21 protein-coding genes are annotated in these 26,147 nt (G+C 31.1%); 6 read left to right on the top strand and 15 right to left on the bottom strand.

Annotated features, from left to right (window positions below; translation table 11 throughout):
* Window positions 1–114 precede the first annotated feature (114 nt).
* The 3 genes from H527_RS0116935 to H527_RS0116925 form a co-directional block, all read right to left on the bottom strand.
* Window positions 115–1,092: a DUF3078 domain-containing protein gene (locus tag H527_RS0116935; RefSeq protein WP_027413794.1), complete on the bottom strand. Its 978-nt coding sequence runs from the start codon at window positions 1,090–1,092 to the stop codon at window positions 115–117.
* Between the two features lie 292 nt (window positions 1,093–1,384).
* Window positions 1,385–2,017, bottom strand: a complete 633-nt coding sequence (locus H527_RS0116930; protein ID WP_027413793.1) for a carbonic anhydrase family protein — start codon at window positions 2,015–2,017, stop codon at window positions 1,385–1,387.
* 23 nt (window positions 2,018–2,040) lie between these two features.
* Window positions 2,041–3,606: a SulP family inorganic anion transporter gene (locus tag H527_RS0116925; RefSeq protein WP_248601261.1), complete on the bottom strand. Its 1,566-nt coding sequence runs from the start codon at window positions 3,604–3,606 to the stop codon at window positions 2,041–2,043.
* 1,475 nt (window positions 3,607–5,081) lie between these two features.
* On the opposite strand from H527_RS0116925, the gene H527_RS0116920 reads away from it, so the two are divergent.
* Together H527_RS0116920 and H527_RS0116915 are read left to right on the top strand one after the other, a co-directional pair.
* Window positions 5,082–5,759 carry a response regulator transcription factor gene (locus tag H527_RS0116920; protein WP_027413791.1) on the top strand — a complete coding sequence of 226 codons (678 nt, stop codon included), beginning with the start codon at window positions 5,082–5,084 and terminating at the stop codon, window positions 5,757–5,759.
* Window positions 5,756–7,048 (top strand): sensor histidine kinase, encoded by a 1,293-nt coding sequence (locus H527_RS0116915; RefSeq protein WP_027413790.1) that lies wholly within the window; start codon window positions 5,756–5,758, stop codon window positions 7,046–7,048. Before H527_RS0116920 ends, H527_RS0116915 begins: the two co-directional genes overlap by 4 nt.
* 120 nt (window positions 7,049–7,168) lie before the next feature.
* Here the strand turns inward: H527_RS0116915 and prfA are convergent, their stop codons facing one another.
* The 3 genes from prfA to H527_RS0116900 all read right to left on the bottom strand — a co-directional run bounded on the left by prfA (window position 7,169) and on the right by H527_RS0116900 (window position 11,318).
* Entirely contained in the window at window positions 7,169–8,245 is a 1,077-nt protein-coding gene (gene prfA / locus H527_RS0116910) for a peptide chain release factor 1 (RefSeq protein WP_027413789.1), read from the bottom strand.
* A 258-nt stretch (window positions 8,246–8,503) separates the two neighbouring features.
* Entirely contained in the window at window positions 8,504–10,063 is a 1,560-nt protein-coding gene (locus H527_RS0116905) for a peptide MFS transporter (protein WP_027413788.1), read from the bottom strand.
* Between the two features lie 145 nt (window positions 10,064–10,208).
* Window positions 10,209–11,318 (bottom strand): hypothetical protein, encoded by a 1,110-nt coding sequence (locus H527_RS0116900; protein ID WP_027413787.1) that lies wholly within the window; start codon window positions 11,316–11,318, stop codon window positions 10,209–10,211.
* A 290-nt stretch (window positions 11,319–11,608) separates the two neighbouring features.
* On the opposite strand from H527_RS0116900, the gene H527_RS0116895 reads away from it, so the two are divergent.
* Window positions 11,609–12,382, top strand: coding sequence for a GNAT family N-acetyltransferase (locus H527_RS0116895; protein ID WP_027413786.1), 774 nt, complete (start codon window positions 11,609–11,611; stop codon window positions 12,380–12,382).
* Between the two features lie 8 nt (window positions 12,383–12,390).
* Complete coding sequence (locus H527_RS0116890) at window positions 12,391–12,894, top strand: peptide-methionine (S)-S-oxide reductase (protein ID WP_051316844.1); 504 nt, start codon at window positions 12,391–12,393, stop codon at window positions 12,892–12,894.
* A 15-nt stretch (window positions 12,895–12,909) separates the two neighbouring features.
* Here H527_RS0116890 and H527_RS0116885 read toward each other — a convergent pair whose 3' ends face one another.
* From H527_RS0116885 to H527_RS0116850, 8 genes are all read right to left on the bottom strand, one after another.
* On the bottom strand, window positions 12,910–14,091 hold the full coding sequence (locus H527_RS0116885; RefSeq protein WP_027413784.1) for an AIR synthase related protein: 1,182 nt from the start codon (window positions 14,089–14,091) through the stop codon (window positions 12,910–12,912).
* 67 nt (window positions 14,092–14,158) lie between these two features.
* Window positions 14,159–15,646, bottom strand: a complete 1,488-nt coding sequence (locus tag H527_RS0116880; protein WP_027413783.1) for a carboxypeptidase-like regulatory domain-containing protein — start codon at window positions 15,644–15,646, stop codon at window positions 14,159–14,161.
* A 50-nt stretch (window positions 15,647–15,696) separates the two neighbouring features.
* Window positions 15,697–17,076: a CsgG/HfaB family protein gene (locus H527_RS0116875; RefSeq protein WP_035088620.1), complete on the bottom strand. Its 1,380-nt coding sequence runs from the start codon at window positions 17,074–17,076 to the stop codon at window positions 15,697–15,699.
* A 6-nt stretch (window positions 17,077–17,082) separates the two neighbouring features.
* Window positions 17,083–17,490: a curli production assembly/transport component CsgF gene (locus tag H527_RS0116870; protein WP_027413781.1), complete on the bottom strand. Its 408-nt coding sequence runs from the start codon at window positions 17,488–17,490 to the stop codon at window positions 17,083–17,085.
* Between the two features lie 10 nt (window positions 17,491–17,500).
* Window positions 17,501–18,223, bottom strand: coding sequence for a CsgE family curli-type amyloid fiber assembly protein (locus tag H527_RS0116865; RefSeq protein ID WP_027413780.1), 723 nt, complete (start codon window positions 18,221–18,223; stop codon window positions 17,501–17,503).
* A 17-nt stretch (window positions 18,224–18,240) separates the two neighbouring features.
* On the bottom strand, window positions 18,241–18,771 hold the full coding sequence (locus H527_RS0116860; protein WP_027413779.1) for a hypothetical protein: 531 nt from the start codon (window positions 18,769–18,771) through the stop codon (window positions 18,241–18,243).
* Between the two features lie 109 nt (window positions 18,772–18,880).
* Window positions 18,881–20,398, bottom strand: coding sequence for a hypothetical protein (locus H527_RS23250; protein WP_051316842.1), 1,518 nt, complete (start codon window positions 20,396–20,398; stop codon window positions 18,881–18,883).
* Window positions 20,399–20,735: 337 nt separating this feature from the next.
* A complete protein-coding gene (locus H527_RS0116850) occupies window positions 20,736–22,922 on the bottom strand; it encodes a glutamine synthetase III family protein (protein WP_027413778.1) in 2,187 nt (728 codons plus the stop codon).
* A 219-nt stretch (window positions 22,923–23,141) separates the two neighbouring features.
* Between H527_RS0116850 and H527_RS0116845 the strand changes: the two genes are divergently transcribed.
* Window positions 23,142–24,167 carry a glutamine synthetase beta-grasp domain-containing protein gene (locus H527_RS0116845; protein WP_027413777.1) on the top strand — a complete coding sequence of 342 codons (1,026 nt, stop codon included), beginning with the start codon at window positions 23,142–23,144 and terminating at the stop codon, window positions 24,165–24,167.
* Window positions 24,168–24,472: 305 nt separating this feature from the next.
* Here H527_RS0116845 and H527_RS0116840 read toward each other — a convergent pair whose 3' ends face one another.
* Complete coding sequence (locus tag H527_RS0116840; protein ID WP_027413776.1) at window positions 24,473–25,423, bottom strand: calcium/sodium antiporter; 951 nt, start codon at window positions 25,421–25,423, stop codon at window positions 24,473–24,475.
* A 301-nt stretch (window positions 25,424–25,724) separates the two neighbouring features.
* Here H527_RS0116840 and H527_RS24835 point away from each other — a divergent pair, with 301 nt between their 5' ends.
* Window positions 25,725–25,877 (top strand): hypothetical protein, encoded by a 153-nt coding sequence (locus H527_RS24835; RefSeq protein ID WP_027413775.1) that lies wholly within the window; start codon window positions 25,725–25,727, stop codon window positions 25,875–25,877.
* Window positions 25,878–26,147: the final 270 nt, after the last annotated feature.

Below are 26,147 nucleotides of genomic sequence, written 5' to 3'. Positions count from 1 at the left end.
TATAAACCAAAAAGAGATTTCACAAAATTAGCTCGTGAAATCTCTTATATGAACCTCTCTTTTTGAAAAGAGACTTACTTTTTCAGTAGCCTCCTATAATACAACTACTTTTTTTTAAAATTTATAATTAACGCCTAGACCAAACCCTTCTCTTATTTGAAGACCACCAATAGCATCATCATCATAAATTGACTCAAACACAAAACTAGTTGAAAGATGTTTACTCATCATCATTATCAAGCTCATATTATAATTTACATCTACATTTTGAGGAGCTTCAAGGTAATTAGAATATAACTCCATAGAATTTGTTATTGATAGATTTTTTATGATTTCGAATTTAGAAAAAAAACGTAGTGCTGCTCCAAGTTCAAAAAGTGAAGTCTCATTAGCTTCTACACCAAAATACTTGTGATGCTCATAATACTCCATAGCTTCTTCATCATGAGTATCTACTTTAGTAAATTCTTTGTCTACTATGGTAAGCCTTCCTGCCACTGGAGAAACATTAACTAAAAAGTGTTCATTTTTTTTCCATAATACCCCAGGACCAATTTTTATATCAGCAGGGGATAAAATATGAGATGTTTCTGTTTTGATCTCTTTTCCTAATTCATTTTTATCATATCTATACCCTTTATCAAATTGTGTTTTAAAATTAAAAAACAATGAATAGTATATTGATGTTATTTCTTTTATTCGTAACCCTAGTAGAGAATTCAACTCTAGCTTATCATTAGTTTTATGAATAACCTCACCTTCTCTACTATCTCTGGCTATAGCATAATCTACAAAAATTTCATTATCAAAAATTAATCTTTCTTTTTTATAGTTAAAAACAGATAGCATAGTTATTCCTCCTGAAATATCAGAAGTTCCTCCCCCCACCCATTTATCATTAAATGTTGCTTGTCCAAACGTTGGATTAACACTTCTTTCTACTATCCATCCTTCTACATGGATCTCTTTTTCACTGTTTAAATAATGATCTCTTGACTCATTAGCCGTTAGATGGTTCACTGCTTCATAATCCTGAGCATTCAAGACAGTAACTCCCATAAAAATCGTTACTATTATATATATATATTTCATTTGATTTGTTTAAGTTGATTTGGCTGTGTACTCTAATGAAAGTTGTACAAGCCTATCCTAGTAAAAGACAAGGTTGGTCGTTATATACATGTATAGATTAATGAAAATAATTAATGACCAACCCTTCATTTATATTAAGTAATCCTCGAAGTAAGTCTTCAACGTAAGAAAGTTTATTCTTAATTTAATAAGAACCTTAGGTTTTAAAACTCTACTCTTTACTACTAATAGAAGCTTCGGCGAATTCTATAAATTAAAAAGCTATTCTATTTTTAGTGCCTTCTTTGGTGTATTAAGTCAAATCAGAATCTGATTCAAAAAAATCTACTCTACCTGTAGACACACTATATATCGCACCTACAATTTGGATTTTACCGAGTTTTTCCATCTGAAATAGTATTTCGCTTTCCTGTTTCATTCTATCAATAGATAGTTGTACGTTCTCAATGGCTACTTTTTCCATATCTTTCTCATCCATTTCTTTTTGACTATTTTCTATTACCTGTACTGCTGGTTTAATTTTAGAAAGTAAGGATGTAATGTTACCTAACTCTACTTTATTACAGGCTGATTTTACGGCACCACATCTAGTGTGCCCCATTACTACCACTATTTTGGATCCAGCTACTTTACAAGCATATTCTATAGATCCTAATACATCTTTATTAACAACATTACCTGCTATTCGTATACTAAAAACATCACCTATACCTAAATCAAAAACTAACTCTACTGGAACCCTAGAATCAATACAACTGAGTACCGCGGCAAAAGGATATTGTCCCATACTAGTTTCTATCACCTGAACTTTAAGGTTTCTTTGCGCTTTAAGGTTTTGTTCGAATCTTTTGTTACCTTCCTTTAAAATTCTATAAGCCTCTACAGGAGTAAGCATATCCTGTGTCCGTTTGGTTTGTGTGATCATAATTTTATATTTGATTTACTGGATTAAACAGCAACTAATTCTTCTTTTTTATTTTTCTTCTTTTTTTGTTTATCTTTTTCTAAAGGGCAATGCAAATGGAGATCTATTAAGGATACTTTAATATTTTTTTCTTTTGCATTTACTTCAAAATCTTGTATCATCTCAACAATATCAGGATGAACAAAACATGAATTCATTGCACAGATTTCTACATCTGTATTCTCAGGAATTTCCATCAATGATTTTTGGATAGAGGCTTTATTTAGAAAAGTAACATCTTCTGACAATTCTATTTTTATATTACTTTCTTTTATAATATCATTAGTTTTCTGTCTAAATGGCACTTTATAGTTATTTCTTAATATGGTAAAAATTGAAACCAACATTCCCATAGCAATCCCCATTAACAAATCTGTTATAAGTATACCTATGATGGTAACTATAAAAGGAATAAACTGTTCTGGGCCTTGTTTAAACATCTTTTTAAACAAGGCTGGTTTTGCTAACTTATATCCTACGGTAAGTAGTATTGCTGCCAAAGTAGCTAGAGGAATTAGGTTAAGTAACTTTGGAATCAGAACCACGCTAACCAATAATAATATCCCGTGTAAAACTGCAGCAGTTTTTGTTTTTCCGCCTGATTGATTATTAACAGAACTTCTTACAATTACCTGAGTCACTGGCAGTCCTCCTATCAATCCAGACAAAATATTTCCAATTCCTTGTGCTTTTAACTCTCTATTTGTTGGTGTAATTCTCTTGAGCTTATCTAGCTTATCTATAGCCTCTACACTGAGTAGGGTTTCCATACTTCCTACGACTGCTATAATAATAGCTGTTGTATAGACATGCGGATTAGTCAATATTGAGAAATTAGGGAGAGAAAAATTATTCATAAATGAATCTAGACTATCTGCTATAGGTAAAGAAACCATGTGCTTTCCTGCAATAGTTAAAGCTGGAATCCCTGCAAATACGCCATTTAAAATAATCCCTACAATTACAGCTACTAAAGGTCCTGGAATTATTGCAATTGGCTTTATTTTTTGAATGAATTTTGTTTGCCAAAGAAGAAGTATAAAAAGCGAAAGGATAGTAACTATTAGTACTCCTGGACTAATATAACTGAACACCTTTAAAGCTCCTGAAAAAGATTCTAAAAAGGAGAAACCTCCTTCTGGAGCAACGTAACCAAATACGTTGGGAATTTGTTTCATTATAATTACCAACCCTATACCAGAAAGCATTCCATGAATAACTGAGGAAGGAAAATAATATGCAATCCCTCCTGCTTTGAGATACCCCATTATAACTTGGATAATTCCCGATAATACAACAGCTACAAGAAAAAACTCATAACCGCCTAGATCGGCAATTGCGTTTAAAACTATTACCGCTAATCCTGCAGCGGGACCACTAACCCCTAAAGGAGACCCACTAAGTAATCCTACTACTATGCCGCCAACTATGCCACCAATTATACCGGAAAAAAGTGGGGCTCCAGAAGCTAAAGCTATTCCTAAACATAAAGGCATAGCTACCAAAAACACTACAATACTCGATGGAATATCGTATTTTAGGTTTTTCATGAAACTTAAATCATTTGAATTCATTATTTATATTATTTTGAGTTTAATTTATAGTATTACGTACTGTGTTATCATACCCACAAAAGGCACCCAAACAGTATCATGAATAAAAAGTAAGCTGAATTAGTTTTTTTAGATATCATGGATCGATTATACACCACACATAGGTAAGGATATCAAACCTTGCATATTGACATACCTTTATCCTCTAGCTATATCACCTGTAAATAAAAGATGAAATGCTACTAAAGTTTTTAATTCGAGAAATAAAATTGATTTGTAATTATTTACAATAAGTGTTCATTATTGTTGGTTATTTGTGAACACATCTACTCATTGTAAATTATAGAAATATTAAATAAAAAGTGTTCTTACTCGGAATACTTTTATCTTTTGAACAAATTATGTACTATCTTTAATTCTAAGGTTGAAGAAAATATTAGAATTAATATTGTTATACTCAATTTGACTTTTATCGTATATGGTTTTGCTAAGAGTAATCACTGTATTTTAGGTTTTAACGGTTAATATTTGTATGAAAAAGATTTAATGAATCTTTTTGGTTAAAAATTTTATAATAGATATCTGGCCATATATCTATTATAAAATCATACTAATACTGATATTCTATTTTGTTTTTTCTTATAAAATTTTCGTTTTTTTATTTTAATTTTCACTACCTCTCTGATAGCTAATTAGTTAATTACAATACATCATCACTTATCTAAACTCATAGAATGAATCATATTTATTCAATTAATTATTTCTATGGTTTATAATTTATGCGTAAAAGTAAAATAGGATTCTGTAGAGAATCTGTGTAAAACAGTAAAAAGGCAATTACATATCAATAAATTTATTTTACAAATATTTATAAAAGAGATCATTAACCAGCCTCCTATCCTAATCAATTTCCAAATTCAAGTCTTAATCCTTTAACAAAAAAATTAATAAAAAAATAACAACCGCTTAGTATACTAACTTTTTTTGCTGTAATTTACATTCTAACTTTAAAAAAAACCAAAAAATAATTTTAAAATTTCTAAATCAACATTATTTTTAAATCTTGTATAATAAATCTCTATATTTTTTGTTAGTACAAGTTATTAACCAATATATCACCACTTTGAAAAACTTGCACACTAAAAGAAAAGCCTTTTATTCTTTTCTAGGATTTATTATTTTTAGTTTAAAACCATAAAATAATTATACTAAAAAATTAAATCTATCTTTTTTGAGAATACTCAAAAAGATTAGCTTTAACCATGAAACCCCTAGAGATTAACACAATTTAACCCTTTGCTATTTATAAGAGCATTGTATTCTCGTAAAAGAATTTTTCTTATTTATTCAGTTTCATAAAATTATATTCTAAAACTATCATTTACCCTCCTAAATGGACAACAAATGTCATAGGCGGGTTTTAGAAAAATAATAACTAACTCATTTTATTTTGAATTTTAAATTAAAACTGTATGAAAGTCCTGATTATTGAAGACGAACCCATGTTGGCAGATTCGATGTTACAATACTTGAAAGAAGAAGGGTATCAGTGCGAATGGGTAGACAACTTAGCAAATGCTAAAGATAAAAGCTGGAACTATGAATATGATTGCCTTATTATAGATATTAATCTTCCTGATGGAAATGGCCTTGATGTGATTAAGCAAATTAAAGAAATGAAATCTAAATTAGGGATCATTATTATATCCGCAAGCAATGCATTGGATGTAAAAATTACAGGTTTAAATCTTGGAGCTGATGATTATCTAACCAAACCTTTTGATCTTACTGAATTAAATGCTCGAATTAAAGCGATCATTAGAAGAAAAAAATTTGATTCACAAAACAGCATCACATTTAATGAAATAGAAATTTTACCCTATGAAAAACTAGTAAAAGTAAATGATGTACCTCTAAAACTAACTAGAAAAGAGTATGATCTTATCCTATATTTTATGTCAAATATTGACCGAGTCATTCCAAAAGGATCTATTGCAGAACACCTTTGGGGGGATGAAATGGATATGGCTGATTCTTTTGATTTTATTTATTCGCATTTAAAAAACCTTCGAAAAAAAATAAAAGAACAGAGTGAAAAAGATTATATCCAAACTGTATATGGAGTAGGTTATAAATTTTCTGACCAATGAAGTTACTAATCTTATCTAATCGTTATTATTTTGCAGGTCTTCTTGCTGTTTCGTTATTAGGAGGAATATCTTCATATTTTTTAATAGAATCTATTATCAATCGTGATTTTAATCAAAAATTACTTGCAGAGAAAAAACAATTAATTTATGAGCTTCATAAATATGATGATTTGCTTGATAATTTATATTTAAATATTGGGGATCGTATTTCATTACAAAAACAAAATCATGATCCAAAAATAAAAACGTATATTAAAGACACTATACTATTCAATTTTTATGAACAAAAAGAACAAAGCTTTCGGCAGATTACATTTTCTGATCAAGTAAAAGGAGATTATTATAAGATTACAATCTCTAAATCTTTAATATCTTCAAAAGATCTTATACAGGTAGTTACTGAAATTGTAGCCCTAATAACATTCCTTTTTTTTATAACCATTCTTTTGTTAAACAATGTTATATCAAAAAAAATCTGGAAACCCTTCTATCACACGATTACAATTATCACGAACCTTAATATTGCTAAACCTCAACCTTTATCATTCAGAAGAACTAAGATACTAGAGTTCAATGAATTGAATTCTACTGTAGAAGTTATGATGATTCAAATGGAAAAAGACTACAAGAACCTAAAGGAATATATTGAAAATACTTCTCACGAGATTCAAACACCAATAGCAATTATAAAAAATAAGATTGAAATTCTAATGCAGGATAAAAACTTGCTAGAAGGGCAGTTAACTACATTGAACCAAATTCATGAATATGCCGGAAGAATTTCTAAGCTTAAGGAAAACATTTCTTTATTATCAAAAATAGATAATAATCAATTTATCCATACTATTGAAATACCCATCACTGATTACTTAAAAAAAAGAATTGATGATGTCAAAGAATTAATTATTATCAAGAATATCAACACTACTCTTCATTTCAAAAAAAACCCAGTGATAAGAATTAATGAAACTCTTGCATACCTTTTATTCAGCAACTTACTAAGTAACGCTATAAAACACAACACAAATAAAGGCGAGATGGTTATAGAGATTACTGATTATTTTTTGTCTATTAAAAATACTGGTAAACCTTTAGATATTAATCCTGAAGATTTGTTTGGCAGGTTTAAAAAATCAGGAAACAAACCTGACTCAACAGGCCTAGGCTTATCTCTAGTGCATAGTATTGCGTCTTATTATAACTTTCCTATTAGTTATACTAATAAAAACACATGGCATACTATCGTATTAAATTTTCATTCTAATATATACCCTTCCAAATATATCTAAATCTTTTATGTAGCTAATATCGAAGAAAATTATCTTATACCATTTATCAATATATATCATAAAAAAACAGACTGTCTAAAAAGTGTTTAGACAGTCTGTTTTTTTATGATACATTTTGTTTTAAAAAACTTCGTTAGATTCTTTTAATTTTTCTGTATTAGCAACTAATTGAAGTTCCTCTATAATCTTTTGTATATCTCCATCTATAATATTACCTAAATCATAAAGGGTTAAACCAATACGATGGTCGGTTACGCGACCTTGAGGATAGTTATAGGTTCTGATCTTTGCAGAACGGTCTCCAGAGGACACCATACTTTTACGTTTTTCAGAATCTGCAGCTTGCTTTTTTGCTAACTCCATTTCATACAACCTTGATCGTAATACTTTAAGTGCTTTCTCTAGGTTTTTATGTGATGATTTTTGATCTTGACAACTTACTATCATCCCTGTTGGCTCATGGTGTAGTTTAATAGCAGAATATGTGGTATTTACAGATTGCCCTCCTGGACCTGTAGAAGTTGTTCTTTCAATTCTAACTTCGGTCATATCCAACTCTACATCAAACTCTTCTGCTTCTGGCAACACCATAACTGTTGCTGCACTAGTATGTACACGTCCTTGAGTTTCCGTTTGTGGTACACGTTGTACTCGATGTACACCTGCTTCAAATTTTAAAGTTCCATAAACATCTTCTCCATTTACTTCAAAAATAATTTCTTTATAGCCTCCACTTGTTCCCTCATTAAGATCTACAACACTTGTACTCCAACCTCTTCCTTCACAATACTTAGTATACATTCTATATAAATCTCCTGCAAAAATACTTGCCTCATCCCCACCTGTACCAGCGCGTATTTCTACTACACAGTTTTTAGCATCTTCTGGATCTTTAGGAACCAGCATAAAACGTATTTTTTCTTCCAGATCAGGAAGTTCTTCTTTTGCTTCTTCCATTTGCATCTTGGCCATTTCTACCATTTCTGGATCACTGCCATCTGCTAGAATCTCTTCAGCTTCTTTTAAGTTATTTGTAAGTTCTATATAGCGCTCTCTTTCTTCCATTAGCGCTTTAAAATCTTTGTATTCTTTATTAAGCTGTATATATCTTTTTTGATCTGAAATAATATCTGGCTGAATGATTAGATCACTCACTTCATCAAACCTCTGCTTTACAATATTTAATTTATCAATCATAATGTATTCTTCCTAATCTTATATAATCTACAAAAGTAAGGTTTTTTACTAAAAGCACATACTACCTGATACAATTACGAATCATTTTTTTTATAAATATTTTTTTTGCTTATCTACTTAAAAAATAGCGAGATACTATTATCTTGATTTTTAAAGATCATGACAATAAAAACCTTCTGATTATAAAAATTTCAGAAAGTTTCTGTTTTCATAATTCAATTTTTCGCTACATATAATAACATAGATTTATTTTTTAGATCAGCTCACTCCTTCCATTAGTTTTTTTATAATTGGTGATATTAAAATTGCTACAATTCCTATAATGATAGTAATAACTCCAAAATTAGCATATACTGACACATAAGAATATAGTTGCTGAAAAGCCTCTGCATTACCTCCGTTTGTTGCTGTACCTGATAGCCCTGTAATTGTTTCACTAATGGTGCCAAAAAAACCTTTAGAAAAGACTCCTGCTTCTCCCTCTCTTACAGTAGTAAGTTTTGCTATTTTTCCTGCAAAAAAATGTCCATAAAAATTGGCCGAAAACCAAACTCCCATAATAAAAGTAGCATATTTCATTGGGGATAATTCAGTTATTTTAGAAAGCCCTATAGGGGATAAAAACAGTTCTCCTATAGTTAAAATAAGATATCCGAATATTAAATAAAACATGGGGGTTTTTGCATATTCATTAACCTCTTGTGCTGACATTCCAAAAATTAAAAACCCTAATCCTAAAAATAACATTCCTAATCCAAATTTAATTGCAGAATGAGGATTTGCTTTTTTCTTACTTAGGAATGTCCATAACATTGCAAAAGGAATTGCTATTAGTACTATCCATGTAGAATTTATACTATTAGTTTGTGCTGCATTAATTCCTATTAAATCTACATTTCTATCTGCAAATAGAGTAAGAGAACTTCCTGCTTGTTCAAATACCGCAGCAAAAAGCGCATACAGTGTTGTGAAATATACTGCAACCAATAGTCTTTTTCTTTCCTTTATACTAACTTTTGTTAGTATGTACCCTATATATCCTATTAAAAACAGAGTTGCAATCCACACTAAATAATGTTCAAATTCATTAAATTTCACGATTAATGCGAATATAGGAACAGATAGCAACGCTAAAATCCAAACTCTTTCCCCTTTATCAAGTCCATATATTTTTTTTTCGTAATTTTTTATATTAGGCACCAAACCTTTATCTCCAAAAACAGCTAATTGGGTTCCTCGTTTAAAAACCAATAAACCTACAAGCATCCCTATTCCTGCTAGCAAAAACCCATAATGCCAACCATACACCTCTGCAAACCATGCACATAACAATGGTGCTATTGCCCCTCCTAAATTAATACCAAGATAAAAAATAGTAAAACCAGAATCTCTTCTCTTATCCCCTTCTGCATAAAGAGTTCCTACCATGGTAGATATATTTGGTTTAAAAAAACCATTCCCTACGATTATTAAAGCTAGGGATCCATAAAAAAATACAGGAGTTTCTATAGTAAGAAAAAAGTGTCCTGCTGCCATTAAAACTCCTCCTAAAAAAATAGATTTCCTATATCCCAAATATTTATCTGCAATAATACCACCGATCATGGGGGTTACATATACTAAAGACATATACGCTGCCATTACCCCAAAAGATTTATCATCAGAATATAAAAGATGCTTGGTCATATATAATACCAAAAGTGCTTTCATACCATAGAACGAAAATCGTTCCCATAATTCTGCAAAAAACAGGTATAACAATCCTTTAGGATGCCCTAATACTTCCTCATTATCTATTTTACTTTGATCTACGCTCATGTAATGTGTTTAAATTATTTATAACACAAATCATGAATAGTTTGATGGTTAATAAAAGTGAAGTTCTAAAAAATAGCTAATTATAGTAAATTGTAATTATCACACAAGTAATCACAAATAATAACAATTACTAAAAATCAAATACTTACAAGGATTTATTAAACTCTTCCAGTAATACTTGATCTATAATAATATTTTCTGGGATAACTCTTAACCTATATTTCCCTTGCCCCATAAAGGTAAATAAATCTTTTCTTTCTAACTGAGATATAGAGGGTAACTGTAATATTGTATTGATATTTTCGATAATTCTACTTAGGTATGTCTGGCTTTTTATTTCTCCCCCAGAACTTACTAACAAATACTGTTTTTCTCCTTCTTCATATTTTCGCTTTACCGCAAATCTTAGTAAGTTTTTATATTGTGTAGTTTTAGAGCCAAAATCTATGGTTTTATCATAAATTTCTTTAGATGGTATTGTAATTTTTACCAAAGACCAATCCAAAAATTTAATAGTCATCTCACTAGGTTTTGGAGTTAATGCCAATTGAATTACCCAACTAGTTGCCAACACCAAGAAAATGGAAATAAAAGATGTTTTGGCAACAATTTTAATCAAATTACGATATAAAGTATCTCCTATATTTACAAACACATCAGGAACTTGAGAAAGCAACATAAATAAGAAAGCTAGTACCGAGATTACTGCTACTAATTTTAGCCCTCTATTCATAAATGTTTTGTAAAAAGAGATTGTCAATAAATAGGTTAAAAAACAAGAGAATATTAAATCTGGTACACCACTTATCCGAACTCCATTTATAACTGGATTATCCTTATTATACTGAATTAAAATAAAGGTTATTACCGATACTAGTATTGTAATAATGATTAAGATGAACGTATTTCTTTTGTTTTTATACAAGAATTGCGGAGCAAAATCAAAATAAAAGAGTGCCAGTAATAAAACCAATGTATTAAGAACAGAAAAAAAACTATATCCTACATCAAACAGTATCGTATTTATAAAAGAAAAAAGGTTTGCCATGTATATCCATGTACCAGAAAAAACCCATACAAAAAGAGCCATACTTAAGTACAAAAGCCCTTTATCTATTCTTTTTTGAGAATCATCCTCTTCTAAAAATTGCCTAAAGCGCTTTTTAATATTATACCAAATTGCCAATAACAATACTCCTCCTATCAAAGCAATATAAATATGCGCAAGACTATAAAACTTAGTAATATCTGACATAAAATTGTATCTAATTATTCATGACCAATTTACATATATCTTTAAAAACATGTATACGCATTTTAAAATCTTATACTTTGGCTTTGCTTAGCACCAAATAGTGCGTGAGTTAAATAAAAAAACGTCTCTAAAAAGACAAAATATATTGTCTGGTTTTCCATTCGGTTTATATTTACTAAATTAGATACCTAAAGGGTAACAATAACCTTAGAGCAATTTCACTGATATGCTTATGAAAATATATTTTTAAGGTAAGCCTTGAAAAATTAAACTTCACAATGTGAATTAAAATGATACAGTTAATTGATCTAAACACAGAAAACATATCTACAGAACATATTTGTTGTGCAATATCTGACACAAAATGTTCTGATAGTTATCAGGCAAAAAAAGATTGGTTGACTAAAGAGTTTAATAACGGATATGTCTTTAGACGAATCGACGAAAGAGCAAAAGTATTTATAGAATATGGACCTGCCGAAAATGCTTGGATTCCGATTACAGCACCTAATTACCTAAATATTAATTGTTTTTGGGTATCTGGTAAATACAAAAAAAATGGATACGGGAAAAAACTTCTAGAAACAGCAATTGAAGATGCTAAAAACCAAGGGAAAGATGGTTTAGTAACTGTGGTAGGAACTAAAAAATTTCATTTTATGAGTAACACAAAATGGTTTTTAAAACAGGGATTTGAGGAGGTGGAAAGAATTTCTAGTGGATTTAGTCTTTTAGCTAAAAAAATAAACTCAAAAACGGAAGTGCCAAAATTTAATGAATCTGTAAAAAGTGGAGAATGTCCTGAAAAAAATGGAATTGTAGTTTATTATTCTAACCGTTGCCCTTTTGCAGAATTCCACGCAAAAAACTCTCTGATTGAAACTGCCAAAAACAGAAAACTCCCCTTAAAAATAATTAAACTGGAGACAATCAAACAAGCGCAATCTGCTCCAAGTCCAGCAACTATTTTTAGTCTTTTTTATAAAGGAAAATTTATGACAACAGATATTAGCGTTTGTATGGATACGAGATACGATAAAGTAATGGATAAAATTTTAAAATAAAATAGTTAATGTCTGGCGCATACGAAAACAGAAAGAATATTTATCAAAAAATAGGCTTTGGTGGTGGTTGTCATTGGTGTACAGAAGCAGTTTTTCAATCTCTAAAAGGAGTTTATAAAGTAGAACAAGGCTATATTAGTAGTATTCATGAAAATGATTATTTTTCTGAAGCGGTTTTAGTATATTTTGATCCAAAAATCATTCCCTTAAAAGATCTTATTGAAATCCATTTACATACACATAACAGCACATCTAATCATAGTTTTAGAAAAAAATACAGAAGTGCTATTTACTATTTTGAACAAATTGAAAAGCAAAATATTGAAATTTACCTCAAAGAGTTACAAAAGAATCTTGATGCCTCAATAATTACCATTGTTTTAGAATTTAATAAATTTCAGGCTTCCAGAGATGAACTCTTAAATTACTATCAAAAAAATCCTAATGCTCCTTTTTGTAAAAAATACATACATCCAAAGCTTGTTTTCTTAAAAGAGAAATATACAAACTAAGGTTACCAAAGAATTTTAGTTATATGTATAGGTTCCAAATTCGCTTTTAATAGTTAGTTTTTTCTCTTCTGAAGCTTCTACTCTACCTACAATTTGGGCATCTATATCAAAACTTTTAGAAATTGTTATAATTTTCTCTGCTATTTCGGGAGAAACGTAAAGCTCCATACGGTGCCCCATATTAAAGACCTGATACATTTCTTTCCAGTCTGTTCCAGAGTTTTCTTGTATCAACTTAAACAAAGGTGGTACATCAAACAGGTTGTCTTTTATAATATGAAAACTATCTACAAAATGTAAAATCTTTGTTTGTGCTCCTCCGCTGCAATGCACCATCCCGTGGATGGTTGTATTATCAAACTGAGATAAGATTTTTTTAATAACCGGAGCGTAGGTTCTTGTAGGTGACAATACTAATTTACCTGCATTAATAGGAGAGTTTTCTACACTATCTGTTAAGTTTGTTTTACCAGAATACACCAAATCCGAAGGCACAGATGCATCAAAACTTTCTGGGTATTTTTCTGCTAAGATTTTACAAAAAACATCGTGACGAGCAGAAGTTAGACCATTACTCCCCATACCGCCATTATATTCTTTTTCATAACTAGCTTGTCCAAATGAAGACAAGCCAACAATAACATCTCCTGCTTTTATATTTGCGTTGTCGATTACATCTTTGCGTTTCATACGGGCAGTTACTGTAGAATCTACAATAATGGTTCTTACCAAGTCTCCTACATCTGCAGTTTCTCCTCCTGTTGAGTGAATCTCTACGCCAAAATCTTTAAGTTCTTTAAGGAGTTCCTCTGTTCCGTTAATAATTGCAGAGATAACTTCTCCTGGAATTAGATTTTTATTTCTTCCAATAGTCGAAGATAACATAATATTATCTGTAGCTCCTACACATAATAAATCATCAATATTCATGATAAGAGCATCCTGAGCAATACCTTTCCACACAGATATATCTCCTGTTTCTTTCCAATACATATACGCCAGAGAAGATTTTGTTCCTGCTCCATCTGCATGCATAATCAAGCAATATTCTGGATCTCCTGTTAAATGATCTGGAACAATTTTACAAAATGCTTTTGGAAAAAGGCCTTTATCTATATTTTGGATTGCACTATGTACATCTTCTTTAGATGCCGAAACTCCTCTTTGCGCGTAGCGTTTGCTTACTTCTTGACTCATTGTATTGAAAATTAAAGTGCAAAGATAACCGAATTTCAGAATTCTGAATTCTGAATTCTAAATTATATTACTCCCAATCGGGCATAGTTGCATTATCCAACACTTTAGTTCTGTCATCTAAATCCAAAATTGGCACAGTATACACTGTTTTTGCAGAAATACCGTCATTAGATGTATTTACAAAAATTATACTGGCTTCATTGGGAGAAAAACGAGGATCTAAATCATTTGTTCCCGCTGTTCTGTCTGTAGAGAGGTCTGTACTTGTGGTGGTTCCAAAATCATAAATAAATACACGTGTATCTAATTGTCGATATGTAGAATTTTCTGATCCCGACATATCCTGACAATACAGTAATTTGGTTCCGTCTACCGATAAATTGATACCACCTGCGGCACCAGTAACTCCTGTAAGAATTGTATTTTGTATTGTCCCTGCACCATCAATTGTAAAAATCTGTACAGAATATCCATTCAAATCATTTGTTTTTAAAGCGATTACACCTGTGTTTTCATTTTTATCTACTTCTGTTATTAGATTTCCTGTGGTTTGATATACTAAACTCAACCCGCTTCCATCTACATTAATTGTATATAACTTATCCTGATTAGGAAATAAAATTTTAGAACCATTGGCATCCCAGGAGAAGTCTATTTCTTCGAGATTAAATCCCGATACTCCTATTGTAGAGGTAACTTGCTTTATTTGTGAACCATCTTCGTTCATGGTAAACAGGTGTATTTGTGAACCTACAGATTGTAAAAAAGCAATTTTTTTAGTAAAAGGATTTCTTCTGGGTCTGAAACTGTTTTTTGTTTCTGGTGTAAGTGCTATTTGGGTAGTACCAACTTCCTCTGCTGAGTAAATAACACTATTGCCGTTTACTAATCTTGTAAAAATAATTCTATTATTTGGAGCGCTTGCTGTTTTAAATGCATAGATGTTACTATTTACTGGATCGTTAATATCATCGCTTGTACTTACTTGCCAAAAATATTTTACTCCATAAGAAAGTCCTGATAAGGTATAGGTTGTATCGGTAATATTTTCAAAAATCTCTATATTAGAATTATCTTCGTTTCTTAAACTTACTTTATAAGAAAGTACATCTTTATCAGGGTCACTGGCAGACCATACTAATTTCACCTCAACAGGAAGATCTATTGCATTATCTGTTGGTATCGATAAAGTTGCTGCACTTGGTGGACGATTAGATGCTGTTTCTATATCCATCTCTAAAACCACTTCTAATTCTTTACCAGAAAGTACCGTTATTGGTTTAAAAACGGCTGATAATCCTTCTCTCTGCCCAGAAAGAGAATACTCTCCTGATGGTACATTATCTAATTTATAGACACCATCTTTATTTGTAAACACTGTACTAGAAGATGGGTTTGTAGAAATTTTCACATTCTCCAAAGGTTCATTTGTTCCTTTTTTAACTACTTTACCCTTTACAGAGCCTAAGCCTTCTAAATCTATTGTATCCTCACTACAGGAAATTGTAACCAAAATTATAAAAACACTAATTATTTTTATGATGAATTCTTTCATGCCCTTATTTTTCTTTTTATAAGTCTCTTTCTTAATCGTATACTTTTACTTTACTTTTTTCTTTTAACAGCGTTTCCAAAATACCAATTTAGTCCTAATGAAAAATTAAAATATTGATCATCTCTCTTTCCTTGCACAACACCATCTAATTCATCATTTAGCATCAAGTTATGAGTAGCATCTATAGAAATCCCTACTTTATCTGAAATCAAATACTCGATCCCTCCACCATATTGAAACTTAATTGATGTATTATCAAAATTATCATCATTTACTACGCCTACCCCTCCATATAAAAAGGGAGATAATTTTTCAAAAGGTAAAAAACTTATTTCAGTATTAAGATCTACTGCATTAAATCCTTTGGAAAATGAAGCTTGATTAGAGAGTTCAAATTTGCTAAGACTAGCATTAACATTTATGTATGGATTAAAATACCATCTAGCACCAAGTTTTGCAGAGTAACTAAGTTCGGGGTTATTAAGATCTCCACTAATTATAGAGGTACCTCCTTTTATAAAAATAGATTTCTTAGATCTTCTTTCTTTAAAATACCGATCATATAATGCTGTATTCTGCGCTTCTTCTTTTTCTGCTTTATATGTATCCACCAATTTTTTTACAGATTCTGGCTCTGCATTTACTGTCCATAATTTATCTTCAACCCCTTCTATTATGAGAGATTCTACTGCTTTTTCTATAGCTTCTGTTACAGCCATCTGTGCAGGTTCGTTCTTTGTAAAACCTGTTTCTGCTTCTAACAATCTTTTAAATTTTACATATCTGAAGAAATTTGCATCTAATGCTTGTGATAAGATTGTTTTAGAAACATATACTGTTTTTAATATTTTACCACTTGATGTAGAAACGGCGCGTAAATAAACAGTAATTCTGTCTTGGCGATATCTGGTAGATCCTCCTACACCAAAATACCTTGCTCCTAATCCTCCTGTAATTATATTGGAGTCGTAGGATATAATCCCTCCTTCTAAAATAATTCCTGCATATAATAAAGGTGGTAATTGTGGCTCTTGTGTATTATTAGTTTTGTTATATTCTTTTCTGGTAGAACGTATTATATTTCGCTCATTAAGTAAATTACTTAAATTTTCTCTTTCTATAGGAACAAACCATTTAGAATCTTCCAGTGCTTTTATTAAAATAGTTGTAGCTCCTTGTGTTACAGCTGTACTAAACGTACTTCCTCCCTCCGTTGGCTTATACTGCCCTGTTTGATCTCTAAATTTGTATACTCCAACTACTACAGGTTCTGTAGGTAGAGGAAAACCTCTTAATGTTTTTGTTATTTCTGTATCTTCGCCAATCTTTGCTTTTTCTATAGTAATAGGTTGATTAAAATATGTTCCACATCCGGATAACAAAAGCACACATGATATTACTATGGATACTTTATAAAATGTATTATACATTAAAAATTAATTAGGAATTATTACTTGTGACTGATCTCCTGTGCTTGTATCTAAAATATTGATAACCATCCCCTCTGCTGAAGAAAATATTTCTACAAATAAGGTTCCAAAATTAAAAGTCCCTTCTGTAAGTCCATTTTCTCCAAACTGTTCTTTAAATAATGTTCTCGATATCTGATTTAATAATTGGTTATTAAGGTTTTCTGTAAATCTTTCTACATCAGATCGCTGATCTCTTGATGTATCATTTCTGTCTGTTAAAGTATTTTGAGCCTCGGCAGAACTAAGAAGCCATTGATAATTAAATGTATCTCCTCCAAAAGCAGGGTTTACTGGTTTATACACTAAATCTTGACCAAAAGAGGCACTACATATTGAGGAAACAAGAAAAAGCATTATTAAAATTGATCTCATCGTAACTGTTTTAGTATTGAAAAATATCTTTTTTTTGTTTCTTAAGGTCTTTAAAATGTTTGTACACTTTTCGAATAGCTATCCTAGACATTTGCTCTAAATATTCTAAATCTGGTTTCCCTATAAATTCATGTACAATATTATCTTCTATTTTTACCTGAATTATAGTACTACGTCCAAAATTTAATTTTTCAAATACTCCCACTACTTTACTTCCATTTATTTGATTTAAAGTATAGGATTTATAAAAAAACTCATAAAAATCTCTCCCTGGTTTAGTTTTTGTTTCTTCTACCACAATCCCTTTTAACTCTATTCCATCGCCTAACGATTCTTCTGTTTTTTTTAATTCTTGACTATTTTTTTCATTAAACACTAATCTATCTTTACCTACAATCACATTTTCTTCATAAATTAATAATAATATGACCGTTTTACTGCTTTCCTCTATACTCAATGTTCCTTTAGAAAGTTCTTTATTTTCATTAGCTTCTAAAGTAAATCTTCCTTCCTGATTACTTTTGGATATATTATTGTTTGTATCTGTTCTAAAAACAGACATCGTGTATTTTAAACTTTTATATACTTCTGTAGTATTCGTAGCTGTCCCTATTACAGATATCATATTGTTAACAGTTTCTGTTTTGATTTTAGCTACCACTTCTGTATTTGTAAACTGGGCAATCGAATTTTGACAAACTAAAACTACCAGTATAAAAAACTTGGCTTTCATACCTTTTTTATTAATAGTTAAAAACTTCTAACAATTATAGTTCTAGCTTCTCCTGTCATTTTAAATTTTAAAGTTTTAGATAGTTCATTACTACCAAATCTCTCAAAAATTAAATTATTGCCATCTTGAATAAGCTCTAATTTTGTGGATATATTAGGGTTAAAAGAGAAATCAATCACAGAGTTATTGGTTCCTGATTGGATAATGTTTTTTTCTATTTCTCTTGCAGACTCATTAATTTCGATATCATTTTGATTTCCGTTTTGATAAATTTTAATGTCTGATGATTCTGCAATAATATTAGAAATCACATTATTACCAGACCCTATTTGTTGAATAAAAACAGTGTTTATACCATTTGGCAAAGTTGACTTATCTGTAATAGTATTCATTTCTGGTAAAAATCCATTTTGAGACAATGTAATAAACTTATCCTTATCGGTATTTAAAAGCGAATTTTCTTCTTTTATACTCTGCGTATATGCTGTAATTGTAAAATAAAAGAATATAAAAAACAGTGAAGCTTGTTTAAAATAGGTTTTGTTCATCTTTCCATATTTTTTTAATCCATGAAAGAGTTATGCTTAATTAGCGTATTAAGCATAACTCTTAAAAAAGTACTAAACCTTAACAGTGCTAAGGTTGCGCTTTTAAATATTAATTTGAACCGCTTTGTGTTACAGTCGCAGCATTATTGCTTCCTGTTTGCAAAATTGTACTAATATGCATATCTCCTACTTGAGTTACAAAGGTAGAGTTACCAACTCCAAATTGTGTATCTTCTGCAACATTCATATCTCCAAATTGAAAAATATCACTTGTATTATTTGCTCCATTTTGTGATGAGGTAGCCATGTTTTGATCTCCAAATTGAAACTGAGTAACAAGATTAGATTCTCCTGCAATTCCTGTAGCCCCTTCTTGAATAGATTCGGCAACATTACCATTTCCTAACTGAATTTGGCTAGCTGTATTTTGTCCTCCAAAAAATGCAATATTTTGAGTAGCAGAAACTGTGTTTCTATCCCCTAACTGAGTTTGTTTTATAGTATTATTATCTTCTTCATGTCTTGCAAAAGCCTCATTACCGTTACCTGACTGAAATTGATCTACAAGACCTCCTCTAGAAGTGAACAAAGATCCACCTTGCTCAGATGTAGCAACGTTACCAACACCAGATTGGCTTTGTAAAAGAGTATTACTTGTTCCTGATTGCGTTCCTGAAGCATTGTTTTCATCTCCAGACTGAGATTGATCAGAACCATTACTACTACCATTTTGAGATACCGTAGCAACGTTTGAGTTACCTACTTGTATTTGGATAGCGAAATTTTCTCCTCCAAAAGACCCTAAATTTTGTTCTGCACTTGCATTATTACCATCACCGCTTTGTCCTTGAAGGATTGTGTTATTATCTTCTTCATGATTAGCAAAGGCTGTATTTTCTTGACCAATTTGAATCTGCTTTACTATACCACCTCTAGCTTCAAAAGCGCTGCTTCCTTGCAAAGAGGTTGCTGTATTCCCTCCTCCTTCTTGATCTTGGTTTACAGAATTACTGTCTCCCCATTGCTCTGCTGTAGCCATATTAGCATCTCCAGTCTGTGTTTGTAATGACAAATTGTTAGCCCCTGCTTGCACTATAGAAGCCGTATTAAAACTCCCTGTTTGTTCTAATTCACTAAAGTTATCAATTCCTTCTTGTGCAGAAGTAGCTATATTACCGCCTCCTGATTGAACTTGAAAAGCTGCATTAGTAATCCCTTCTTGAGTTACTGTAGCTTTATTTTTATCTCCTTTCTGTGTTTGATTAGCAACATTACCTCCTCCAGTAAAAGCTAAGTTTTGTATAGCTCTTGCTGAGTTTCCATTACCTATCTGCACTTGATAAATTTGATTATCAGACTCTTCATGTTGTGCATACGCATTATTTTTATTTCCTGTTTGAGATTGTTCTACAACCCCATTACTTGAAATATACGCTTCACTACCTTGAATAGCCTCGGCATTATTTGCCATTCCTTCTTGAATTGTTAAAGAAGTATTAGACGCCCCTATTTGTGTTGTGTTAACAATATTATCCTCTCCTGTTTGAGTAACATTACTATTGTTTGACTGCGCTACCATTGCCGTCGTGCTTAATAAAGCTGCTAGACTAAAAATTATTTGTTTCATATGTAATATAAATTAAAGTGATTATGTGATTAAATGAGTTAGTTACTTCAGTTAAGAGCCACAGCCTTAATAGTGAAAAAATTAGTTAAAATCTAATTTCACTAATGTATATAAAATATCTTTTGGGACTTATAGGGGTTTTATCAAAAGTATGACGACCTTTTTGATAGTTTCAAATTTAGGAAAACATTAAGACTATTATTACGGGATCTTTAACTATTCGATGAAATACATGCGGAAAAGCCGTAAAAAAATAATTTTCTACGGCTTTTAAAGGATTAACTGAGCGTTAAATTTTTATTAAAAAAATATAAAAAAAATACTTGTAATCTAATTCTTACTTAATAAATAACAACTCTCTATATTTTACCAATGGCCATAATTCATCATCAATTAGTAATTCTAATTTATCACAACTATATCTAATCTCATCAAATAAAGGCTTCACTTTTACACAATAATCGGAGGCCATTTTCCCCAAATCCTCTAACTTATTAGCTTCTTTACGTGCATCCGTCATTTCATTAACTTTTGTGTTAATTTTCCCTATATGTTCTGAAATCTCTTCTAAAATATCCATTTGTTCTTTAGCATATTTTTTAAAATCATCTCCATACAATCCTTTTAATCCCGATACATTTTTAATTAACATATTTTGATATCGAATTGCAGTTGGTATAACATGATTTCGAGCAATATCCCCCAAGACTCTTCCTTCAATCTGAATTCGCATTACATATTCCTCTATCTCTATTTCATAACGAGCTTCTGATTCTACTCTATTCATCACTCCCATTTCTTCAAAAAGTTTTAAATTTCTCTCAGAAATTTTAGCTTTTAGAGCTTCCGGAGTGGTTTTATTATTACTCAACCCTCTTTTCTCAGCTTCTTTTTCCCATTCAGAACCATATCCATTACCTTCAAAAAGAATATTTTTTGATTGTTTAATATACTCTCTTAAGACATTAAAAATAGCTTCGTCCTTTTTAAGTTCTTTTGTACCTATCAATTCGTCTACTTCTTTCTTAAAATCTATAAGTTGTTTCGCTACTATAGTATTAAGAATAGTCATTGGATTTGCACAATTTGCTTTTGACCCTACTGCTCTAAATTCAAATTTATTACCTGTAAAAGCAAAAGGTGAGGTTCTATTACGATCTGTATTATCTAATAATATTTCTGGTATTTTACCTACTACATTTAGTTTTAAATCTGTTTTTTCTTGTGGTGATAACTTACCATCTGTAACTCCTTCTAATTCTTTAAGAACTGCTGTTAACTGTTCTCCAATAAATACAGACATAATAGCAGGCGGAGCTTCATTGGCTCCTAAACGGTGATCATTACTTGCCGATGCAATCCCTGCTCTCATTAATTCTTCATTTTCATTAATTGCTTTAATGGTATTAATAAAAAACGTTAAAAATTGTAGGTTGCTCATTGGTGTTTTTCCCGGCCCCAGCAAATTAACCCCTGTATTAGTGCTTAAAGACCAGTTGTTATGTTTTCCTGATCCATTTACACCTGCAAATGGTTTTTCGTGCAGTAATACTTTTAGATTGTGTCTTGCTCCTACTTTATCCATCACATCCATCAACAAAGAGTTATGGTCTACTGCTAAATTTGTTTCTTCGTATATTGGAGCTAGCTCAAACTGATTAGGTGCAACTTCATTATGACGGGTTTTGACAGGAATTCCTAACAACATACACTCTACCTCTAAATCCATCATAAAATTTAAAGCTCTTGCAGGAATACTACCAAAATAATGATCATCTAATTGTTGTCCTTTTGCAGGAGAGTGGCCAAGAAGCGTTCTACCTGTCATTACAATATCTGGTCTGGCATTTACTAGCGCACTATCTATTAAGAAATATTCTTGTTCCCACCCTAAAGAAGCATTTACTTTTTTTACATTTTTATCAAAGTACTTAGTAACAGCGGTTGCTGCATTATCTACAGCCTGTAAAGCTCTTAATAATGGTGTTTTATAATCTAGAGCCTCTCCAGTATAGGCTACAAAAACTGTAGGAATACATAAAGTTGTACCATATATAAAAGCTGGAGAAGTAGGATCCCAAGCCGTATAACCCCTAGCTTCAAAAGTATTACGGATACCTCCATTAGGAAAAGAAGACGCATCTGGTTCTTGCTGCACTAACTGTCCTCCTCCAAATTTCTCTATTGCTTGTCCATCTCCTATCGTTTCAAAAAATGCATCATGTTTTTCAGCAGTAGCTCCTGTAAGTGGTTGAAACCAGTGTGTATAATGCGTTACGCCTTTAGAAAGAGACCAATCCTTCATCGAAGAAGCTATTTGATCTGCAACTCTACGATCAATTTTAGAACCATTTTCTATAGCTCCAATAACACTTGTATATGCATCTTTTGTTAAATACTGTAACATTGTTTTTTGATCAAATACATTCTCTCCAAACAGTACTGATCTCCTTTTATCCTCTGTAATTATTACAGAATTACGGTTTAATGTTTCTTTTAATGCTTGAAATCTGATTTTAGACATAGTATAAGTAAGTTTTTTTTACAAAGATAGAAGAAGTTTTTTAAAAAAATAAAACAAATAGCCTTTTAAAATTAATAATTAACCAATATACCCTACAAAAAACATAGTTGTCAATAAAAATTAATGCAAATACAAACTTAGATCCCTCATTTTTTTAACCTATTGAAAATATAATATAATTTTGATGTCTGTGGAATTTTAATTTATAAAACATTAATCATGAGTAAAACTAAATTAGAATATATTTGGCTAGACGGCTATAAACCGACTGCTAACTTAAGAAGTAAAACAAAAATTGAAGAAAATTTCAGCGGAAAACTTAAAGATTGCCCAATGTGGTCTTTTGATGGTAGCTCTACAAGACAAGCAAAAGGGGGTTTTTCTGACTGCTTATTAAAACCTGTTGCTATATATCCTGACCCCTCTAGAAAAAATGGGTATTTAGTTATGAACGAAGTTTTAAATGCAGATGGAACTCATCATGAATCCAATGCCAGAGCTACAATTGATGATAATAATGATGATTTTTGGTTTGGTTTTGAACAAGAATACTTCATTATGGACTCCAAAACACAACTCCCACTTGGGTTTCCTGTAGGAGGATACCCTGGACCACAAGGTATGTATTATTGCTCTGTAGGTGGAAGAAATACACATGGGAGAGATTTTGTTGAAGAACATGCTGATTTATGTATTGCTGCTGGTCTAAATTTTGAAGGAATTAATCAAGAAGTAGCTAGTGGGCAATGGGAGTTTCAATTATTTGCAAAAGGAGCAAAAAAAGCAGGAGATGAAATATGGATAGCTAGATATTTATTAGATCGTCTTACCGAGCAATATGGATATTACATAGACTACCACCCTAAACCTATTAAAGGAGACTGGAACGGATCTGGCATGCATGCAAATTTCTCTAATGAAGTGTTAAGAACTTGTGGTTCTAAAGAAGTATACGAAACTATTTGTGAAGCATTTAGACCTGTTACTAAAGAACATATTGCAGTTTATGGTGAATTTAACGATCAACGACTCACCGGAGAACACGAAACACAATCTATACATGAATTTTCTTATGGAGTATCAGACAGAGGTGCTTCTATTAGAATTCCTATTATTACCGTAGAAAAAGGATGGAAAGGATGGCTGGAAGATCGTCGTCCTGCATCTAATGGCGACCCATACAAGATAGCATCCAGAATAATCAAAACCGTTAAAACAGCCAACGTTGTTGCTTTAACAACCTAAAATATTAACACGAAACTGTTTACTTAATACATTAAAAAAAACGTTAGATTTTCGTGGGCACTCAAAAAACTAAGCTTTTCCAGCTATGATTTTAAAAGAGCGATTAAATAAACCTTGGTTTTATTTAATCGCTCTTTTGTATGAGTCTATTTATGTGAGCCTAATAAGGGCTTAGAACAACTTTTTTAAGGTGTGTTTTCACTTGGCAATACCATTTTTGACACGATTCCCATCAATTTCTTGAAGTACTTTTCAGTGCCCACGAAAATCTAACTTTTTTTAATGTATTTTAAGCTGTCTTAGTATTACTTTATAAAAACCATAGCAATAAAAACACAATATGCTGCAAAAATTAAAAGTCCTTTATAACGACCAAGTATCATTTTTTTAGGAATAAACGCTAACGGAAGTAACACTATTGCAAAACCAAGCATCCAATATATATTTGCACTCATTAAAATTTCATCCTTTACTAAAATAGGCTGAATCAATGAGGTTATTCCTAAAACTGATGCTATATTAAATATATTAGATCCTATAAGATTACCCAACGAAATTGCCTTTTCTTGTTTAAGAGCTGCTATTACAGAAGCTGCTAATTCTGGCACACTAGTTCCTACTGCAATAAGAGTAACTGCTATAACCCCTTCACTAATACCCATTTTTAAAGCTATGATTTCAGCTCCTGTTACCAACAACTCTGATCCAAAATACAAAGCACCTCCTCCTATAAGAAGCCAAGTTATAATTTTAAAATTAGATGTTTTTTGAAGAGAATCATCCACCTCTTCTGCATCTGTACCAGAAAAATTTCTAGCTCTTTTAATTAACAAAAAAAGATATACTAATAGAGATACAAACAACACACCCCCTTCTATCCTAGTTAAAACTCCATCCATTAGAAGAATATAAAGACCTGCTGACAACAATAACATTACTGGCCAATTAAATCTATAAAAATCACGATCAATAGCTAATGGACTTATTATTGCGGTAATACCAAGCACTAAACCTATATTAGCTATATTAGACCCAATCACATTGCCAAGAGATATATCAGACAATCCATCTAACGCAGCTTGAATACTTACTAATAACTCTGGAGCAGAAGTTGCAAAAGAAACTACAGTTAGCCCAATAACCATTTTAGACAATTTAAGTCTGAAAGATAATGCAACTGAAGACCTTACTAAAAACTCCCCTCCCACCACAAGAAGCACAAGCCCAACAATAACATACAATATACTAGTAATCATAAATTTTAAATTTGTTTGCGAAGATACTATTATATAAAAACTTTTTATAAAAAAATAAGAGCTAACCTATTTAAATTACCCTACTCCTATTAGCATTATCAAGGTAGTATACTATAATTTTACACCTCCTTAAGTCGAATCCAAAAAAAAGAAACACAATACTCAATCTTAATAACCAATAAAACCACATAGCTAACGCTAATTAAAATAATTATTAAAACATATTTAAAAGCCAATATTAGCTATAACATCAATTATTCAAAAGTTACTTCATATTAAGTGATTTTTGTATTTTTGAATCATGCAAAAAAATATGTTTTCATTTATAGCAAAGCTCAACAAAATAATGCTTCCTAGTTTTTCTAAAAAACAACTAGACCTTAGTAAAGCATCAAAACTACAACTCTTAATATTTGGATGGAGGTTATATGTAACCAAGAGAGCCTTAGATTAAAACTTCTATTAAAGATCAAAATGTTTTTTTTTGCAACACCCCTTCTTCTTTTTCGTAATTAGAAAAACATTATACAAAACAAGATAATAAATATGAAAAAATGGATCATTCTAGGAGTAAGTATACTAGGTATGCTTCCCTCAATTGCTTTTACAACTGTTTCAAAAGAAAAGCTTATTAACCTGAGTTCGACGTAAGGATTTAACAGAAAAGAGTCAATTGTTCAGATTTTTGTGTTTCAAATTTGATACTTGGTTTCTTTTCTTGAAA

It is taken from the genome of Aquimarina muelleri DSM 19832 (genome assembly GCF_000430665.1).
Taxonomy (GTDB): Bacteria; Bacteroidota; Bacteroidia; order Flavobacteriales; family Flavobacteriaceae; genus Aquimarina; species Aquimarina muelleri.
The sequence above is the reverse complement of the archived record's forward strand: the minus strand, read 5'-3'. Positions and strand labels throughout refer to the sequence as shown.

What these genes read in the sequence shown, in the direction of transcription:
- H527_RS0116875 (WP_035088620.1), bottom strand. Translation starts at nt 17,076, where the DNA reads ATGTATAATACATTTTATAAAGTATCCATAGTAATATCATGTGTGCTT.
- H527_RS0116890 (WP_051316844.1), top strand. Translation starts at nt 12,391, where the DNA reads ATGTCTGGCGCATACGAAAACAGAAAGAATATTTATCAAAAAATAGGC.
- H527_RS0116850 (WP_027413778.1), bottom strand. Translation starts at nt 22,922, where the DNA reads ATGTCTAAAATCAGATTTCAAGCATTAAAAGAAACATTAAACCGTAAT.
- H527_RS0116865 (WP_027413780.1), bottom strand. Translation starts at nt 18,223, where the DNA reads ATGAAAGCCAAGTTTTTTATACTGGTAGTTTTAGTTTGTCAAAATTCG.
- H527_RS0116895 (WP_027413786.1), top strand. Translation starts at nt 11,609, where the DNA reads ATGATACAGTTAATTGATCTAAACACAGAAAACATATCTACAGAACAT.
- H527_RS0116935 (WP_027413794.1), bottom strand. Translation starts at nt 1,092, where the DNA reads ATGAAATATATATATATAATAGTAACGATTTTTATGGGAGTTACTGTC.
- H527_RS0116905 (WP_027413788.1), bottom strand. Translation starts at nt 10,063, where the DNA reads ATGAGCGTAGATCAAAGTAAAATAGATAATGAGGAAGTATTAGGGCAT.
- H527_RS0116870 (WP_027413781.1), bottom strand. Translation starts at nt 17,490, where the DNA reads ATGAGATCAATTTTAATAATGCTTTTTCTTGTTTCCTCAATATGTAGT.
- H527_RS0116845 (WP_027413777.1), top strand. Translation starts at nt 23,142, where the DNA reads ATGAGTAAAACTAAATTAGAATATATTTGGCTAGACGGCTATAAACCG.
- H527_RS0116920 (WP_027413791.1), top strand. Translation starts at nt 5,082, where the DNA reads ATGAAAGTCCTGATTATTGAAGACGAACCCATGTTGGCAGATTCGATG.
- H527_RS24835 (WP_027413775.1), top strand. Translation starts at nt 25,725, where the DNA reads ATGCAAAAAAATATGTTTTCATTTATAGCAAAGCTCAACAAAATAATG.
- H527_RS0116925 (WP_248601261.1), bottom strand. Translation starts at nt 3,606, where the DNA reads ATGAAAAACCTAAAATACGATATTCCATCGAGTATTGTAGTGTTTTTG.
- H527_RS0116885 (WP_027413784.1), bottom strand. Translation starts at nt 14,091, where the DNA reads ATGAGTCAAGAAGTAAGCAAACGCTACGCGCAAAGAGGAGTTTCGGCA.
- H527_RS0116900 (WP_027413787.1), bottom strand. Translation starts at nt 11,318, where the DNA reads ATGTCAGATATTACTAAGTTTTATAGTCTTGCGCATATTTATATTGCT.
- H527_RS0116930 (WP_027413793.1), bottom strand. Translation starts at nt 2,017, where the DNA reads ATGATCACACAAACCAAACGGACACAGGATATGCTTACTCCTGTAGAG.
- H527_RS0116880 (WP_027413783.1), bottom strand. Translation starts at nt 15,646, where the DNA reads ATGAAAGAATTCATCATAAAAATAATTAGTGTTTTTATAATTTTGGTT.
- prfA (WP_027413789.1), bottom strand. Translation starts at nt 8,245, where the DNA reads ATGATTGATAAATTAAATATTGTAAAGCAGAGGTTTGATGAAGTGAGT.
- H527_RS23250 (WP_051316842.1), bottom strand. Translation starts at nt 20,398, where the DNA reads ATGAAACAAATAATTTTTAGTCTAGCAGCTTTATTAAGCACGACGGCA.
- H527_RS0116840 (WP_027413776.1), bottom strand. Translation starts at nt 25,423, where the DNA reads ATGATTACTAGTATATTGTATGTTATTGTTGGGCTTGTGCTTCTTGTG.
- H527_RS0116860 (WP_027413779.1), bottom strand. Translation starts at nt 18,771, where the DNA reads ATGAACAAAACCTATTTTAAACAAGCTTCACTGTTTTTTATATTCTTT.
- H527_RS0116915 (WP_027413790.1), top strand. Translation starts at nt 5,756, where the DNA reads ATGAAGTTACTAATCTTATCTAATCGTTATTATTTTGCAGGTCTTCTT.